Here is a 16,651-nt window from a genome sequence, read left to right on the forward strand (position 1 = left end):
TAGTTTCGATGGCCCGTGACACCACCGACCAGACACCTCTGAACTCGGTGTCCGAGCTTTCCGCCTATCTCGCAAGCGGTGCCCGTCCCGCCGATCAGTTCCGCCTCGGTACGGAGCACGAGAAGTTCGCATTTTTCGCCGCCGACCATAGCCCCGTTCCGTATGCGGGCGAAGCCAGCATCTCAGCCCTGCTGAACGGCATGCAGGCGAGGCTCGACTGGGATCCGATCATGGATGGCGACAACATCATCGGGCTTGCCGAGCGCTCCGGCATGGGGGCAATTTCCATAGAACCCGGCGGCCAGTTCGAGCTCTCCGGAGCCCCGCTCGAGACCATCCACGAGACCTGCCAGGAATCCAACCGGCATCTCGACGTCCTGCGCGAGGTTGCCGAGCCCATGGGCATCCGCTTCCTCGGCATCGGCGGCAGCCCGAAATGGAGCCTGGCCGAAACGCCTCGAATGCCGAAATCGCGCTACGAGATCATGACGCGCTACATGCCCAAGGTCGGCAAGCAGGGCCTGGACATGATGTACCGCACCTGCACGATCCAGGTGAATCTCGACTTCTCCTCCGAGAAGGACATGGCGCGCAAGATGCGCCTTTCGATGAAGCTTCAGCCGCTCGCGACAGCACTGTTTGCCTCCTCGCCCTTCACCGGAGGCAAGCCCAACGGACTGCTTTCCTGGCGTGGCGACATCTGGCGCGACACCGACAACCAGCGCGCAGGCCTCCTGCCTTTCGTCTTCAATGCCGACTTCGGCTTCGATGACTATGTCGAGTGGGCGCTGGACGTGCCCATGTACTTCGTCGTCCGCGACGGCCGCTACCATGATTGCACCCATGTGACCTTCCGCCAGTTCATGAACGGCGCTCTCAAGGGCGAAATTGCCGCGTGGGAGCCAACTCTCGGCGACTGGACGAACCATCTCTCGACGCTCTTCCCCGATGTACGCCTGAAGCGGTTCCTGGAAATGCGCGGCGCCGATGGAGGGCCGTGGCGCCGCATCTGCGCCTTGCCGGCATTCTGGGTGGGTCTCCTCTATGACGAGGGCGCCCTGGCGGCGGCGGAGGACGCCACCGCGGCCTGGAGCTACGACGATGTCCTGCAGCTTCGCGACACGGTTCCTGCGAAAGGTTTGAAGGCGGAGGTGGGCGGACGGCCATTGCTCGAGATTGCCCGCGAGATCGTCGGCATCTCGCGCAGCGGCCTTGCGGCTCGCAAGCGGCTCAACGACGAAGGGCAGGACGAGACGGTATTCCTGAACACGCTGGACGAGGTATTAGCCAAGAAAGCCACCCTCGCCGACGACCTGTTGATGCTTTATCATGGCCGCTGGGCACAGAGCGTCGAACCGGTCTTCAACGAATACAAGTACTGAGCGCCCTTCCCAAAAAGCGGTTTCCGCCGCTAAGTTTCCGGATATATTAGCCTATCGCGCCAACCGGAAAGGAACGCTCCATGCTGCCACTGTTCGACATGATGCTGAAGGCACAGAACGGAACCGCCATGGAGGCTATGGCGCGCCAGTTCAATCTGGCCCAGGAGCAGGTGGCACAGGCAATGGCGGCGCTGACCCCTGCCTTCTCCTCCGGCTTCAGGCGCACCGCCACCAATCCGTATGATTTCGGCGCCCTGATGAACACGATGATGTCGGGGAGCTACGCCAAGTACTTCGAAGACCTCAACAAGGCTTTCACGCCGCAGGGCATGGCCGACGGCAATGCGGTACTGGACAAGCTATTCGGCTCTCCGGAAGTCGCGCGTGCGGTCTCCGCGCAGGCGGCACAACTGACCGGGCTCGGGCAGGACATGCTGCGCAACATGATGCCGGTCATGGCAGACATGATGATGGGCGGCATGTTCAAGCAGGCGACCGGCCAGATGCAGCAGGGCAGCGACTTCTTCGCATCCACGCCGATGGGCCAGATGACGAAGCAGTGGCTGGAGACCGTTGGCCTCCAGCCGAGGCAGAGCCCGCAGGCGGCGCCCGCCGACATCTTCGACAACCCATTCCTGCAGAGCGTGCGGAGCGCCTGGGGCCTGGACAAGCCGGCAGCTTCGAAGCCGCAAGCGGCGGCGGCCAATCCATTTGCCGACAACCCCTTCATGCAAGCGTTCCAGGACATGATGACGGGCAGGCCCGCCACGTCTTCGGGCGGCCAGCCTACCGAGGATGCGGGAGCAAAGGCTGGCTCCCATCCCTATGCCGACGCACTGGCAAGCATGTTCGACAGCGGACTGGAGGTGCAGAAGGCCTACCAGAAGAGCGTGGAATCGATCTTCGATACCTACCTCAAGCCCAAGGCCACCGGCGAGGCCGCCCCGAGCGGACAAGGGCCGGAATAAAAAAGCCCGGCCAGGAGACCGGGCCGGGCAAGCGGCAGGGCTATTGGCTGTCACCCTGCGGGGAAAATGTCAGTTTCGCCGAATTCGATCGAACCTGGTCATGGCACGGCGACGTGCGCTTTCAGCCAGCATGGCTGCAGGATCATCAAAAAGGCGGGAGGCATGCGTCGCGGCAAAGACGTCATGACGGGTCAGGCCGATATCGTCGAGCTGACGGTCGTCGAGATCGTTCAGGCGGTCGGATGCCCAACGGTTACGCAGGACACGCCAGATGGAACCCGCGAACGCAATGGTGGTCGCGTAGAAGCTGCGGCTCGCCGGCTGCGACGGGGCGAGGTCGAGTTCAACAATCCGGGTCGTGCGCATGATCATTCCTTTCCATCGGCACGAGGATAGCCGCCCCGTCCACGGAGGCATGTGGACGGGTGGCCAAGTCATCACGGGTGGAGGGAGAACACCCGATGTCGTGAGTACAGTGCCATTTAGTCGCGACACTATTGATCAGTCCAACGAATGTTTCTAATGGTTGCTATCAGCCACTCTGATGGATGAACGCTCATGACCGCTCCACTCGATATCGATCAACTCCACACCTTCCTCGCCATCGTCGACACCGGCAGCTTCACGAAGGCGGCCGATCGCGTGTTCAAGACGCAGTCGGCTGTCTCCATGCAGATGAGGCGGCTGGAGGAACGGATCGGCAAGCAGCTCTTTGCCAAGGACGGGCGCGGCAATCGCCTGACGGCTGAGGGCGAGAAGCTGCTCAACTACGCGCGCCGCATCATCCGGCTGAACAACGAGGCGATCGCCGCCTTCGACGACAACCGGCTGGAAGGGACATTGAGGATCGGCACGCCGGACGATTATGCCGACCGCTACATGCCGGAGATCATCGGACGCTTTGCCAAAACGCATCCGAACGTCGAGCTCTATATCGTCTGCGAGAACTCCTCCAGCCTCGCAGAGCGGATGGCCCGGGGGGAACTGGACATCGCACTGGTGACGCATAACCCGCGTGCACGGATCTCGGACGTCGTCCGCACGGAACCCCTGTGCTGGGTTGCCTCGGCCAACCATCCGCTGCGCGAGGACGCGCCGGTTCCGCTAGCCGTCGGACGACGCGACTGCCTGTGGCGTCAGCTTGCCTGCTCGGCGCTCGATGCCGATGGACGGGAATATCAGGTTCTGTTCACGAGCTGGTCGTCGACCGTGGTCGCGGCCGCCGTGCTGGCCGGGATGTCGGTATCCGTGCTGCCGGAATCAGCGTTGCGGCCCGGCATGAAGGTGTTGACCTCGGGCGACGGCTTTCCGCCGCTGCCGCCGGTCCAGATCGGCCTGATGAAGCGGCCGGGCCTGTCGCCGTCGCTGATGAATGCCATCACCGACCACATCGCCGCCTGCCTCGACAACATCTCGCCGGCGGTGGTCCCGGACGACCTCGATTCCGAACCAAAGGGGATCGGTCGCTCCCTGAAGGTCCGGGCCGGGCAGATGGCGACAAGCTGGTAGACAACAAAAAACCGGGGCCGAGGCCCCGGTTTCCATTTCAGCACGTACCGATGTTACTCGGCGGCGGTGGGCTGTGCCGAAATCGTGTCGGCCTTGTAGCCGTGCAGGCGCTCCAGTGCAGCACGGACGCCGGCTTCGTAATCCGGATGCACAAGCTTGAAGTGCGCCAGCTGCCGCTCGACAATCTCGCCCGGTACGCCGCCCATTGCCGCGGCAATGTTGGAGAACAGGCGTCCCTTCTGGCCTTCGTCGAAGAGTTTGAAGAGCGCCCGCGGCTGCGAGTAATCATCATTGCCTTCGCGATGGTTGTAGCGGGCCATGTCGCCGGAGATCTTCAGCGGCGGCTCCTTTGAGGACGCATTCTCGAAGGGACCGTTGACGGAATTCGGCTCGTAATAGGCATCCGGGTTACCGGTGCGCAGGCCGCCGTAGGTGTTCATCTGGCCATCGCGGTGGTAGTGATGAACCGGGCAGCGCGGCTGGTTGACCGGAATGTTCTCATAATGCGTGCCCAGGCGATAGCGGTGGGCGTCGGCATAGGAGAACACGCGAGCCTGCAGCATCTTGTCCGGGGAATGGCTGATGCCCGGTACGATGTTCGACGGTGAGAACGCGGCCTGCTCGATCTCCGCGAAGTAGTTGTCCGCGTTGCGGTTCAGTTCCATGATGCCGATATCGATCGGCGGGAACTCCGCATGCGGCCAGACCTTGGTGAGGTCGAACGGATTGTAGGAGGTGTTCTCCGCCTGTTCCTCCGTCATGATCTGGACCTGCACCTTCCAGCGCGGGAATTCGCCACGCTCGATGCCGCCGAACAGAGCTTCCTGATAGCCTTCGCGGGTCTTGCCGATAAGGGCTTCGCCTTCCTCGTTGGTGAAGTGGTTGTGGCCCTGCTGGGTCTTGAAGTGGAACTTCACCCAGTAGCGCTCGCCTGCGTCGTTCCAGAAGGAATAGGTGTGCGAACCGTAGCCGTTCATGTGCATCGGATCGACCGGCAGGCCGCGGTCCGACATCAGGATCGTGACCTGGTGCAGGCTTTCCGGCGACAGCGACCAGAAGTCCCACATGGCGGTCGCGGAGCGAAGGTTGGTGCGCGGATGACGCTTCTGAGTATGGATGAAGTCCGGGAACTTCAGTGGGTCACGGATGAAGAAGACCGGCGTATTATTGCCGACGAGATCCCAGTTGCCGTCCGGCGTGTAGAACTTCAGCGCAAAGCCGCGAACGTCGCGCTCGTGGTCGGCGGCGCCCATTTCACCGGCAACGGTGGAGAATCGAGCGAGCATCGGCGTTTCCGCGCCTGGCTGCAGACATTTCGCCTTGGTGTACTTGGAGATGTCGCCGGTGATCTTCAGCGTACCATATGCGCCCCAGCCCTTGGCGTGCACGACGCGCTCCGGGATGCGCTCGCGGTTCTGGTGGGCCAGCTTCTCGATCAGCTGGTAGTCCTGCAGCATGACGCCGCCGCGCGGCCCCGCCGTCATCGTGTTCTGGTTATCCGGTATCGGCGCACCGGCCGTGGTCGTCATCGTCGGACGATCGGACATGGTCATCTCCCTGGGTGAAATCTGGAACCGTTCTAGGTTGCGGCTTGACCATCTCACTCCGGTTCCATAATTTCCAATATTATTTACTAGGATTTATGATAGGATTTTCCTATGTCTCTTACCCTGAGGCAAATGCGGTATTTCAGTGCGCTTGCGACCGAGAAACACTTCGGCCGCGCTGCGGAAGCGGTGCATATCAGCCAGCCGGCGCTGTCTGCTCAAATCGCCGACATGGAGCATAGTCTGGGGGTTCGACTGGTGGAGCGCAGCCGCAGCGGCGCGCTACTGACGCGCAAGGGCGAAGAGGTCCTTGAGCGGGTCCGCGCCATCCTCGAGCAGGTCGAGCAACTGGCTGCGTCCACCCGCGGCGGCGCCAGCATGCTGGACGGTCCGGTGAGGATCGGTATCATTCCCACCGTAGCGCCCTACCTCGTGCCTAAGCTCGTACCCTGCCTGCGGGAGCGTCACCCCGGAATGGAGCTCGAGTTGAGGGAGGCGGTGACCGACCGGCTGATCCTCGACCTCCAGGAGGGCAAGCTCGACGCCGTAATTGCTGCCCTTCCCATCCAGGCGGAAGGGCTGGAGAACGTATCTCTGTTCTTCGACCGCTTCTACATGGCGGTAGCCAACAACAATGACACGATCCTGATGTCACCAATGACGGAGACGCAGGTCGACGCGGACAGGCTGCTCCTGCTCGAGGAAGGCCATTGCCTGCGTGATCAGGCACTTTCCGTCTGCGGCACGGCGCGCAAACGCAGCCTCGTCAACTTCGGTGCGACATCCATGGCGACGCTCCTGCAGATGGTGTCGCACGACATGGGCATGACCCTGATCCCGGAGATGGCGATCCCAACGGAGACCGCCCGCAACGACATCCGCATCCTGCCGTTTGCGGACCCCGCCCCCTCCCGTGAAATCGGGCTGATCTGGCGCCGGTCGAGCGGCCGACGCAACGAGATGAAGCTGCTGGCCGATGCCATAGCCAGTTGTGCGCCGGGAAGAACCTGATTCCCCGCCCTTGTGGCTTCAGGACAGGTGCTTCTTGAAGAACTCCACCGTCCGGCTCCAGGCAAGATCCGCCGCAGCCTTATCGTAGCGTGCCGACGAGGTATCGTTGTTGAAGGCATGGTTGACGCCTTCATAGACGTGAATCTCGAAGGGCTTGTTGTTCTCCTCCAGCGCTTGCCTGTAGGCGTCGATCCCGGCGTTGATCCGCTCGTCGAGCCCCGCATAGTGCAGCATCAGCGGTGCCTCGATAGCCGGCACGTCCTCGAGAGGCGGCTGCGAACCGTAATAGGCCACACCGGCCCCAAGTTCCGGCGAACGGGTCGCCATCCGGTTGACCATTCCGCCGCCCCAGCAGAAGCCGACTGCGCCGACCTTGCCATTGGGTCCGTCGAGACCTGTAAGGAACACGCGCGTGGCTTCACCATTCGCGGCAGCGGCGTCGAGATCCATCCCGCTGAACATCTGCCGCGCCTGATCCTCATCTGCCGGCGTGCCGCCCTGCGGCGACAGGAAATCCGGCGCCAGGGCGACGAAGCCTTCGAGCGCCATGCGCCGCGCAACATCGCGGATATGGGCGTTCAGGCCCCGGTTCTCATGGATGACGATGACGCCAGGCAGGTCGCCGCCCGCATCCTTCGGGCGGACGAGATAGCCCTTCATCTCGCCTTCCGCGCCTGGATAGGTGATGTCTTCTGCCGCCAGACGCTCGTCTGTCTCGGCGACCATTTGCGCCTTCGCGCTATTGGCCGCCAGCAGCGGTGCAATGGCGGCGGCGGCTGCGCCCGAGCCGGCCAGTGCCGTCAGCTTCTCCATGAAGCTGCGGCGATCAAGCGTAAGGTGGGTGTATTCATCATAGGCGTTGATCATCGCCTGGGTGATCGTCGGCTTTTCCATGACAGGCTCCTCCCGGGTGGTGGCCGGCCACGCCCGCGAGAACAGCAGTCGGCCGGACGACCAAGGCTAGATCATCCGGTCGAAAAGCGCTGACACTTCTGCGTGAGGCTCAGGCGGCGAGATCGAGGACGATGCGACCGTCGATCTTGCCCTCCTCCATGCGGTGGAAGATGTCGTTGATGTTTTCGAGCTTGTCCCACGAGAAATGAGAGGCGACCTTGCCCTCGCCCGCGAATTGCAAGGATTCCTCGAGATCCTGGCGCGTGCCGACGATCGAACCACGCACCGTAATGCGCTTCAGTACGGTATCGAAGACCGGCAGGGAGATGTAGCCCGGCGGCAGGCCGACGAGAGACATGGTGCCCTTGGCGCGCAGGAAGCCGTAGGCCTGTTCCATGGCTTGAGGCGAGACCGCCGTCACCAGTGCGCCATGCACGCCGCCGGTTGCCTTCTGGACCTGCTCGACGGCATCTGCAGCCCTGCCGTTCACGACGAGATCCGCACCAAGGCTCTTTGCCAGATCAAGCTTGTCATCGAATATGTCCGCGGCTACCACGTGCATGCCCATCGCCTTGGCATACTGCACGGCCATATGGCCAAGGCCGCCGATGCCGGAGATCACGACCCATTCTCCCGGTTTGACCTCGGTTTCCTTGAGGCCTTTGTAAACGGTGACGCCGGCGCACAGGACCGGGGCAGCAGGGCCGAACTCGAGGTTGTCCGGCAGGCGCCCGACGAAATCCGGATCTGCGAGCCCGTACTGCGCAAAGGTCCCGTTGACGGAGTAGCCGGTGTTCTGCTGGCTGCCGCACAGTGTCTCCCAGCCGGTGCGGCAGGGCGTGCAGCATCCGCAGGCGGTGTGCAGCCACGGAACGCCGATCCGATCGCCCTCCTTGATGCGGGAGACACCGGCGCCGAGCTTGGCGACATAGCCGACCCCCTCGTGGCCCGGAATGAACGGCGGATTGGGCTTGACCGGCCAGTCGCCATTAGCGGCATGCAGATCCGTATGGCAGACGCCGGTCGCCTCGTATTTGACGAGGATTTGTCCGGGAGCGGGCTCTGGGACCGGCACTTCCTCGATTACCAGAGGCTTTCCGAATTCGCGGACCACGGCGGCTTTCATCATTGCTGACATCGCTCGACCCTTTTCTGAAAAGGATGGCCGCGTTCGTTGCGACCATTTCCGATGAAGGGTGGTAGCGGAGGAATGGACCGCCGATGTTGACGCAACTCAAAAAGTGTCAGGAAAGGACGAGCCAGATGGCAAGCCACAGCCAGAGCAGGATGAGGATGAAGAAGCCTGTGATCCAGATCGGCCGGCGGTGGCGAAGCCGGTTGCTGGTGATGTGGACGTAGGCGTGGACGTAACGCGACAGGACGAAGGCCCAAGCCAGCAGCGCCGTCACCACATTGTCCGCCGTCGTCACATAAAGTGCCAGGCACACGGCATGGAACAGGACCGGAAGCTCGAACTGGTTCTTGATGTTGTTGTGGATGAGCAGGCTTTCGGCCGGCTCATCGCGGTTTTCCTTGAACTGCTCCGCCTTGGCGGTGCCGGCACGCACGGCGCCGATGCGACGGTTGGAGAGAAGGAAGTAGAGGCCGAAGACCAAGACCGCGTGGGCAATCATCGGCCAGATCATCATGGTGCTGAAGGTCATAGGCTTCTCATTCTGCTCATGGGTTATCGGAGCCTCGGGCCGTCAGCCATGGCCCGAGGTTATAGCACGAAACAATCATTAGTCGCGCAAGGTCAGTGTTTCTGTGCCGGAGCCATTCTTGCCGGAAATCGTCCAGGCACCTTCTAGGATCCCGTCCCCGACGACCTTGTAGACGATGATGCCGACAGCATCCCCCAGGACGTAGCCGGCCGCGAAGGCGTCCTCGTAGAGCATGCAGATGCCCGTCGATGTCGTTCCTCCCGTCACCCATTCGATGGAGCAGGTTGTATCGCTGGTCAGTTCGATCGTTGCCGTCCCGCGATAGGGCGACCCGTCGAGATTGGTACCTTCGACGGTATAGGTGCCTTCGCTGACCGACTGCGCATACGCCTGCGAACACGCGGCGGCGGCGATCAACACACAAGCCAGAAGTCTCTTCATGAAATCCCCCCAAACAACCGGCACGAGCGCCGGCAGCAGGAGATTAGATGAAGCCAGGCTGTTGGCAATCGCCTAGCTGCGCCCTTTTGACGAGCGAGTTGCGATGGTCAGCCGCCGGCGCCCGGATAGTTGGGGCTTTCGCGGGTGATGGTCACGCCGTGGGTATGGCTTTCGCGGAGCGCCGCACCGGAAATGCGCACGAAGGTCGCCTTTTCCTGGTAGTCGCGGATGTCGACGCCGCCGACATAGCCCATGGCGGCGCGCAGGCCACCCGCAAGCTGATGCAGCACAGCCGAGACGGGCCCCTTGTAGGGAACCTGACCTTCGATGCCCTCAGGTACGAGCTTCAGCGTGTCGCGTACCTCCGCCTGGAAGTAACGGTCGGCTGAGCCGCGCGCCATGGCGCCCACCGACCCCATGCCACGGTAAGCCTTGAAGGAGCGCCCCTGGTAGAGATAGACTTCGCCCGGGCTCTCATCGGTACCGGCAAGCAGCGAGCCGACCATTGCGGCGGAAGCGCCGGCGGCGATCGCCTTGGCGAGATCGCCGGAGAACTTGATGCCGCCGTCGGCGATAACCGGAATGTTCTGGTCGCGAGCGGCGCCAACGGCGGCCATGATCGCGGCAAGCTGTGGAACGCCGACACCGGCAACGATGCGCGTCGTGCAGATCGAGCCGGGGCCAATCCCTACCTTTACCGCATCGGCGCCGGCATCGATCAGTGCCTTCGTGCCGTCGGCCGTGGCCACATTGCCGGCCATGATGCGCACGGAGTTGGACAGCTTCTTCACACGGGTCACGGCATCAAGGACACGCTGCGAATGACCGTGGGCGGTATCGACCACCAGAAGGTCCACCCCGGCCTCGATCAGACGCTCCGCCCGCTCATAGCCGTCGTCGCCGACACTTATCGCGGCCGCTGCCCGCAGGCGGCCCTGCGCATCCTTCGACGCGTTCGGGTTCAACTGCGATTTCTCGATGTCCTTGACGGTGATCAGGCCGACGCAATGCCCCTGCCCGTCCACCACGAGAAGCTTCTCGATGCGGTGCTTGTGGAGGAGGCGCTTGGCCTCCGACTGGTCGACGTTGTCGTTGACCGTGATGAGGTTTTCCCGCGTCATGAGCTCGTAGATCTTCTGGGACGGATCGGAAGCAAAGCGGACGTCGCGGTTCGTTAGGATGCCGACGAGACGACCGGTCTTGTGCCCACCATTGCCACCATTTTCCACGACCGGGATGCCGGAGATGCCGTGGGCCTTCATCAGCGAAAGGGCTTCCGCCAGCGTGGCATCGGGGCCGATGGTCACGGGGTTGACCACCATGCCGCTTTCGAACTTCTTCACCTGCCGGACTTCCTCGGCCTGCTCGACCGGCGTCAGGTTGCGATGGATGACACCGATGCCGCCCGCCTGCGCCATGGCAATCGCCAGCCGGCTCTCGGTCACCGTATCCATTGCCGAGGAGAGGATCGGCAGGTTGAGGTCGATATCGCGGGCGATGGTGGTGGCGATGTTTGTCTGCCCCGGCATGATCTCGGAATGGCCGGGCTGCAGAAGCACGTCGTCAAAGGTAAGCGCGTCCGCGCCGGTCGCCGATTCAATGATACGTGCCATGGCCAATTTCCTTCGGTTCAGAAATGCGGGAACCGCACCGGAACGATCTTCGTCCGCCCGGGCGTCCCTGAAACAGTGCTCGGAAGTTGGCGAGGGCTGGTAACACGTTCACGACATGATGGGAATAGCAAAAACCCGGAGACGGCGTCTCCGGGTTTTTGTGCGGCCATGGAATGCTCAGAGTTCGAACTGGTAGGACTTGGGCACGAAGCGGTATCCGGTCTCCTGCTTCTCCACGTAGCCAACCGCCGGGAAGGGCATGTGGTAGCCCAGGAACGCGACCTTGTCTGTCGCCAGCATGTCGAACACCGTCTTACGGGTTTCTGCAGCCGCTTCCTTGTCCATGTCGAAGCGGACTTCCCAATCCGGCCGCTGGAGAGACAGGACGAAATGGTTGGCGGTATCTGCCGTCAGCACCAGGCGGCGTCCGGCGGATTCGATATTGAAGATCATGTGGCCCGGTGAATGGCCAAAGGCGGCCATGCCGGTTATGCCGGACACAACCTCGGCGCCGTCACCGATGAAGGTCATCTTCTCCGCCAGCGGCTGGACATTGGCCAGAACGCCCTTGTGGCCGTTCTCGGCCGGGGTTCCGACGCGGGCGGTATCTGTCCAGAAATCGTACTCGACCTGGCCGGCGACGTATCTGGCGTTCGGGAAGGTGGGCTTGCCGTCCTCCATCAGCCCGCCGATGTGGTCGCCGTGCATATGGGTGATCACCACCACCGTCACATCCTCGGGGGAATAGCCGCCGGCTGCAAGGCCCTCCACCAGCCGGCCGAGGCCTTGCGCGCGCCCACCCGGACCGAGACCGGTGTCGAAGAGAACGACATCGCTGCCGGTATTGACCAAGGTCGGCGCGAAGCTGTTGACGAAATCATCAGTTGGCAGGAAATTCTCTTCAAGGAGCGCCGCGACATCGGCTGCCGACTGGTTTGTCCCGAAGGTTTCGTTCGGGGCACCCGACGGCCGTGCTCCGTCCTTGACGACAAGGACCTCAAAGTCACCCAGCTTAAAGCGATGCGTCTCCGGCGGCATGGCGCGGTTGATCTCCAATTGCGTTGTGTCCTGAGCGACGGGGGCAGCGGCTTGGGCGCGGACGATGGCTGGCGCAGCCAGCATTCCAAGGCCTGCGGATCCCAACAGCGCCCGACGTCCCAGTTTCGGCATGGTCATGATCATGTCTCCCTCAAAACTCGTCCCTTCGCGGCTGCGGGGACTTCGCGGACTGAGATAATCAACTGGACCTACACGGAAAGCAGCGTCACGCAGACGTGATGGGGATATGATCGGAACACCAACCGACATTGGCAATTTGGCAGGATGGCTCTAGACAAGCCCTGTCCGTTTGCCCGCACGACCGAGGTCATGAATCGCATCGTCCCTCTCATCCTCGCCGTCGCGCTGTTCATGGAGCAGATGGATTCGACCGTGATAGCGACGGCTCTTCCTACGATCGCCGCCGAGCTTGGCGTCGGCCCGATCACGCTGAAGCTTGCGCTCACATCCTATATGGTGGCGCTGGCGATATTCATTCCGATCAGCGGGTGGATGGCAGACCGCTTCGGCGCCAAGAAGGTCTTCCGGCTGGCGCTGGTGGTATTCATCATCGGCTCGATCTGCTGTGCCGTTTCCGGAACGTTGCTGCAGTTCGTCCTGTCGCGCTTTCTGCAGGGCATGGGCGGCGCGATGATGACGCCTGTCGGAAGGCTCCTGCTGTTGAGGACGACCGACCGCCGGGAATTGGTCTCGGCCATGGCGCTCCTGACCATCCCGGCCCTGATCGGGCCGCTGACCGGACCGCCGGTTGGCGGCTTCATCACCACCTACTTCGCCTGGCAGTGGATCTTCATCATCAATGTGCCGATCGGCCTCGCGGGCATTTGGCTGTCGGGCATGTACCTGCCGAATGTGGAAGCCGTCCGGCCGCCACCGATCGATTGGTTCGGCTTCTTGCTGGCATCGATGGCCGCCGCAGGGACGGTCTTCGGCCTTTCCGTCGTCAGCCTTCCCGCTTTACCGCCGGTCTTCGGCATTACCGCGACCCTCATCGGCATTGCCTGTGGCATAGGCTATGTGCGTCACGCCCGGCGCCACCCCGCGCCGATCCTGAACCTCGCGATCTTTCGAAACGACGCGTTCCGGGCCGCAACGCTCAGCGGAACCATCTTCCGGATTTCCACCGGCGCGATCCCGTTCCTGATGCCGCTGATGCTTCAGCTCGGATTTGGGCTCAACCCGTTCCAGTCCGGCATGATCACCTTTGCTGGAGCGATCGGAGCGTTGACTGTCAAGTTCGTCGCCAGGCGGGTGTTCGCCGCGACCGGCTTCAAGGCGACGCTGATAACCGCCGGCCTCTTCGGCGCGCTGACGACCGCCGTCAACGGCTTCTTCACGCCGGAAACCTCGCACGCGCTGATCATCGCGCTCCTGGTTCTCTCCGGGCTCTGCCGCTCGTTCTTCTTCACCGGCGGCAACGCGCTCAGCTATTCGGAGATCGACAATTCCCAGGCGAGCCAGGCCACATCAATCGCCTCGGTACTCCAGCAGGTGAGCCTCGCGCTCGGCGTGGCCTTCGCCGCGTTCATCCTGGAACTGTCCGCCCTTCTGTCGGGCGAGCACCTGCAACTCGCGGATTTCCACCTGGCATTCTTCGTGGTTGCCGGCGTATCGGTGTTTGCCGTCCTTCCCCTGCTCGGCCTGAGACGGGATGCCGGCGCCGCCGTATCCGGCCATGGACGAAAGGCCATCGCCGAAGCCGAAGCGGCCGAATGATCAGGCTTCTGCCTCGTCCGCCTCCACCTCGGCCTTGCGCCCCTTGAAGTGCTTGGCCAGGAGGAACATCTCGACCGATTCCGAACGCGAGGCGCCTGGCTTGATGTGGATCACCTGCCGGAAGTTCTGCTTGAGCATGTTGAGGAGGTCGCGTTCGGTACCGCCCTGGAAGGTCTTTGCCAGAAAGTGCCCACCCTCCTTCAGGACATCTACCGCGAAGTAGGCGGCCACTTCGCAAAGATGCATCGTCCTCAGGTGATCCGTCTTCTGGTGACCCGTGGTGGGTGCGGCCATGTCGGAAATCACGAGGTCCGGTGCGCCACCGATCGCCTCGGTCAGCTGTTGCGGGGCCGAGGGGTCGAGGAAGTCAAGCTGCAGGATCTTCACACCTGGCAGCGGCGCCATTTCGAGAAAGTCGATCGCTGCCACCCGGATGTCCTCATCCGTCGATCCCGTCACCTTGGCGGCGATTTGCGACCAGCTTCCCGGGGCGGCGCCAAGATCGATAATCCGCCGAGCACCCTTGAGGATCTGGTGCTTCTCGTCGATTTCAAGAAGCTTGAAGGCTGCCCGGGCGCGGTAACCCTCAAGCTTTGCCCTCTGCACATAGGGATCGTTGATATGCCGCTCGATCCAGCGCCGAGAAGACGCCTTCAGCTTGCCCTTCTTGACTTTCTGACCGAGCTTGCGGCCCGTCCGGTTGCCCGCGACCGGTGGTTTCGTCATCGACGCTTCCCCTCTCCCTGCCACTCCAGGTCGCGGCGCGGGCGGCTGCGGCGCCAGGCCCCGTCATCCGCCATCATGTCGGTGAGAATCCCTTCGCGCAGCCCACGATCCGCAACACGCATGCGCGGGCTCGGCCAGCGCCTGCGGATCGCCTCGAGAATGGCGCATCCGGCAAGCACCAGGTCGGCCCTGTCCGGCCCGATGCAGGGATTGGCGGCGCGGCCGGCGAAATCCCACGATAAGAGCTTCGCCTGCATCGCCGAAACCTCCGCATCCGAAAGCCACAGCCCGTCCACCTTGCGGCGATCGTAGCGCGGCAGGTCTAGGTGGACCCCGGCAAGCGTCGTCACCGTGCCCGAGGTTCCAATCAAATGGAAGCCTTCGGCATCGTGCCGGTGGAGGCCCGTCACCGGCGGCGCTTCGAAACGCGCCAGCATGTCCTCCACCTCTGCGACCATGCCGGCAAAGACATCCGGCGTCACGTCGCGTCCGCCGTGGCGTTCCGACAACGTCACGACACCGACAGGAAGCGACGTCCAGTGAGTAATGTGGTTCGCAAGCCTGTTGGAGCGGCTATCACCGATCCGGATGACCGCGATCTCCGAGGAGCCACCGCCGATGTCAAATAGCACCACGGATCGGGTCTCCCGTCCAACCAGCGAGGAGCAGCCGGAGACTGCAAGGCGGGCCTCCGTCTCGCGGTCGATGATCTCGAGCGTCAGGCTGGTTTCGCGCACCACGCGATCGAGGAATTCTTCCCCGTTCTGGGCTGCCCGGCACGCTTCGGTGGCGATGAGGCGCATCTTGCGAATGGGCCGGCTCGAAAGCTTCGCAGCGCAGACCTTCAGCGCCTCGACGGCCCGGTCCATGGCCTCGTTGGAAAGCCTACGGTTCGCGGCCAAGCCTTCACCGAGCCTGACGATCCTCGAGAAGGCATCGACGACCCGGAACTGACCCGGTCGCGTCGGCTGGGCGACCAGAAGCCGGCAGTTGTTCGTGCCGAGGTCGAGGGCTGCGTAGTAGTCATCCCTGAAGGACGGCCGGCTCGGCTCCGCGGCCACCTGCGGCGCCTGAGGGTACGCAGACGCCGTGACAGCCTTCTCGGGCGCATAAGCAGGCGCATGACGTGGCTGGGCGAGCGGACGGCCCTGCAGTTCGCGCCCATGACGGTTCTTCTTGCGGCGCTTGCGTGTCCGGTTGCTGTCCGCGTGGTGGCCGATATCGGCGCTGGCGGGCCGGGACGCAGGTGTGCCGGTCGTTGCCTGCGGCATGGCTTCGGCTAAAGAGGCCGAGCGAACGCGCCGCCGCTTTCGCTTGCGTTTGGGACTTTCGGCGTTGCTCGGCTCGACATGGGCCTGACCAGCATCCTGCGCTGATCCGCCATGCATGCTGGGCGCCGCGTGACGGCGTTTGCCGTTCCGCTTCGCCCTGCGGCGGCGGGTCTTCGCGTCGCCCCGCCCTTCAGCCGATGCCCCGCCCTGCTGCGGCTTTCCGCCGCCCTCGGGGTCCATCACTTCTATCCATCTCGCCGCGCAACGCCATCATGGCATGCAGCAGGCGTCCATCTGTTTCGTTGCGCGGAAGATAACAGCGAGCGGCGGTTTCGCCAATCGCTTTTTCGACCGCCTAACTCGCTCTCGAACATCCGCCACCCTGAGCACCCACGTGGCCGAGGCGCAAACTTTTTCAAAAAGGGTATTTGCATCCGCCCGCGCTTTGGCTATAAGCCGCGCACACCGAGCGACGCATGCCGCCGCGCTATTCTTGGGGAATAGGTTAACGGTAGACCCACGGACTCTGACTCCGTTAGTCCTGGTTCGAATCCAGGTTCCCCAGCCAATTCTCCTGAAAAGCCCTTGTTTCCTTGATTTTCCAGTCGTGCCGGATCCCGTTTTGGCGTCATTGGCGACCTGATGCCCAGAACTGTAGCCCACAGGTGATGCCCACGCGAAATTCGCATGGCGGCCGCTCCGGTGGCAGGCAAGAGCAATACACCCATGGCAGTGCGCCACGACGTCGAGAATCTTATTCGCCGCGGCAACATCTTCTACTGGCGGGCACGGGTCCCCACGCGCTTCGCGCCATCCAGACCCGGCAGCCGGCTTTCACTCAGCCTTCACT

General features: G+C 62.9%; 15 protein-coding genes and 1 tRNA gene. 6 read left to right on the forward strand and 10 right to left on the reverse strand.

Features of this window, described 5'->3' with window-relative positions:
* The first annotated feature begins 8 nt into the window (after window positions 1-8).
* Window positions 9-1,382, forward strand: coding sequence for a glutamate--cysteine ligase (locus tag ACEPP2_RS01055; RefSeq protein WP_395515517.1), 1,374 nt, complete (start codon window positions 9-11; stop codon window positions 1,380-1,382).
* A gap of 80 nt (window positions 1,383-1,462) precedes the next feature.
* Entirely contained in the window at window positions 1,463-2,350 is an 888-nt protein-coding gene (locus ACEPP2_RS01060; RefSeq protein ID WP_281978508.1) for a DUF937 domain-containing protein, read from the forward strand.
* A 69-nt stretch (window positions 2,351-2,419) separates the two neighbouring features.
* Here the strand turns inward: ACEPP2_RS01060 and ACEPP2_RS01065 are convergent, their stop codons facing one another.
* Window positions 2,420-2,716, reverse strand: a complete 297-nt coding sequence (locus tag ACEPP2_RS01065; protein ID WP_281978509.1) for a DUF1127 domain-containing protein — start codon at window positions 2,714-2,716, stop codon at window positions 2,420-2,422.
* 192 nt (window positions 2,717-2,908) lie between these two features.
* On the opposite strand from ACEPP2_RS01065, the gene ACEPP2_RS01070 reads away from it, so the two are divergent.
* Window positions 2,909-3,859 carry a LysR substrate-binding domain-containing protein gene (locus tag ACEPP2_RS01070; RefSeq protein WP_395515518.1) on the forward strand — a complete coding sequence of 317 codons (951 nt, stop codon included), beginning with the start codon at window positions 2,909-2,911 and terminating at the stop codon, window positions 3,857-3,859.
* A 53-nt stretch (window positions 3,860-3,912) separates the two neighbouring features.
* On the opposite strand, the gene katA is transcribed toward ACEPP2_RS01070, so the two are convergent.
* Window positions 3,913-5,406: a catalase KatA gene (gene katA, locus ACEPP2_RS01075; protein ID WP_395515519.1), complete on the reverse strand. Its 1,494-nt coding sequence runs from the start codon at window positions 5,404-5,406 to the stop codon at window positions 3,913-3,915.
* 111 nt (window positions 5,407-5,517) lie between these two features.
* Between katA and ACEPP2_RS01080 the strand changes: the two genes are divergently transcribed.
* Entirely contained in the window at window positions 5,518-6,417 is a 900-nt protein-coding gene (locus ACEPP2_RS01080; protein WP_281978511.1) for a hydrogen peroxide-inducible genes activator, read from the forward strand.
* A gap of 18 nt (window positions 6,418-6,435) precedes the next feature.
* On the opposite strand, the gene ACEPP2_RS01085 is transcribed toward ACEPP2_RS01080, so the two are convergent.
* The 6 genes from ACEPP2_RS01085 to ACEPP2_RS01110 all read right to left on the reverse strand — a co-directional run bounded on the left by ACEPP2_RS01085 (window position 6,436) and on the right by ACEPP2_RS01110 (window position 12,205).
* A complete protein-coding gene (locus ACEPP2_RS01085; RefSeq protein WP_395515520.1) occupies window positions 6,436-7,311 on the reverse strand; it encodes a dienelactone hydrolase family protein in 876 nt (291 codons plus the stop codon).
* 109 nt (window positions 7,312-7,420) lie between these two features.
* Window positions 7,421-8,449 carry an alcohol dehydrogenase AdhP gene (adhP, locus tag ACEPP2_RS01090; protein WP_395515521.1) on the reverse strand — a complete coding sequence of 343 codons (1,029 nt, stop codon included), beginning with the start codon at window positions 8,447-8,449 and terminating at the stop codon, window positions 7,421-7,423.
* A gap of 106 nt (window positions 8,450-8,555) precedes the next feature.
* A complete protein-coding gene (locus ACEPP2_RS01095; protein WP_395515522.1) occupies window positions 8,556-8,975 on the reverse strand; it encodes an MAPEG family protein in 420 nt (139 codons plus the stop codon).
* A 78-nt stretch (window positions 8,976-9,053) separates the two neighbouring features.
* Complete coding sequence (locus ACEPP2_RS01100; protein ID WP_077548208.1) at window positions 9,054-9,416, reverse strand: hypothetical protein; 363 nt, start codon at window positions 9,414-9,416, stop codon at window positions 9,054-9,056.
* Between the two features lie 107 nt (window positions 9,417-9,523).
* Window positions 9,524-11,029, reverse strand: coding sequence for an IMP dehydrogenase (gene guaB / locus ACEPP2_RS01105; RefSeq protein WP_077548209.1), 1,506 nt, complete (start codon window positions 11,027-11,029; stop codon window positions 9,524-9,526).
* Between the two features lie 177 nt (window positions 11,030-11,206).
* A complete protein-coding gene (locus ACEPP2_RS01110) occupies window positions 11,207-12,205 on the reverse strand; it encodes an MBL fold metallo-hydrolase (RefSeq protein ID WP_077548233.1) in 999 nt (332 codons plus the stop codon).
* Window positions 12,206-12,397: 192 nt separating this feature from the next.
* On the opposite strand from ACEPP2_RS01110, the gene ACEPP2_RS01115 reads away from it, so the two are divergent.
* A complete protein-coding gene (locus ACEPP2_RS01115; RefSeq protein ID WP_281978514.1) occupies window positions 12,398-13,804 on the forward strand; it encodes an MFS transporter in 1,407 nt (468 codons plus the stop codon).
* Here ACEPP2_RS01115 and ACEPP2_RS01120 read toward each other — a convergent pair whose 3' ends face one another.
* Entirely contained in the window at window positions 13,805-14,530 is a 726-nt protein-coding gene (locus ACEPP2_RS01120; protein WP_077548210.1) for an RlmE family RNA methyltransferase, read from the reverse strand. It abuts the gene before it with no gap.
* Entirely contained in the window at window positions 14,527-16,041 is a 1,515-nt protein-coding gene (locus ACEPP2_RS01125; protein ID WP_395515523.1) for a Ppx/GppA phosphatase family protein, read from the reverse strand. The genes ACEPP2_RS01120 and ACEPP2_RS01125 overlap by 4 nt, the downstream gene beginning before the upstream one ends.
* Before the next feature lie 254 nt (window positions 16,042-16,295).
* Between ACEPP2_RS01125 and ACEPP2_RS01130 the strand changes: the two genes are divergently transcribed.
* Window positions 16,296-16,369, forward strand: a tRNA-Gln gene (locus ACEPP2_RS01130).
* Window positions 16,370-16,651 lie beyond the last annotated feature (282 nt).

Source organism: Pseudorhizobium flavum, assembly GCF_044142885.1.
GTDB classification, from domain to species: domain Bacteria; phylum Pseudomonadota; class Alphaproteobacteria; order Rhizobiales; family Rhizobiaceae; genus Neorhizobium; species Neorhizobium flavum.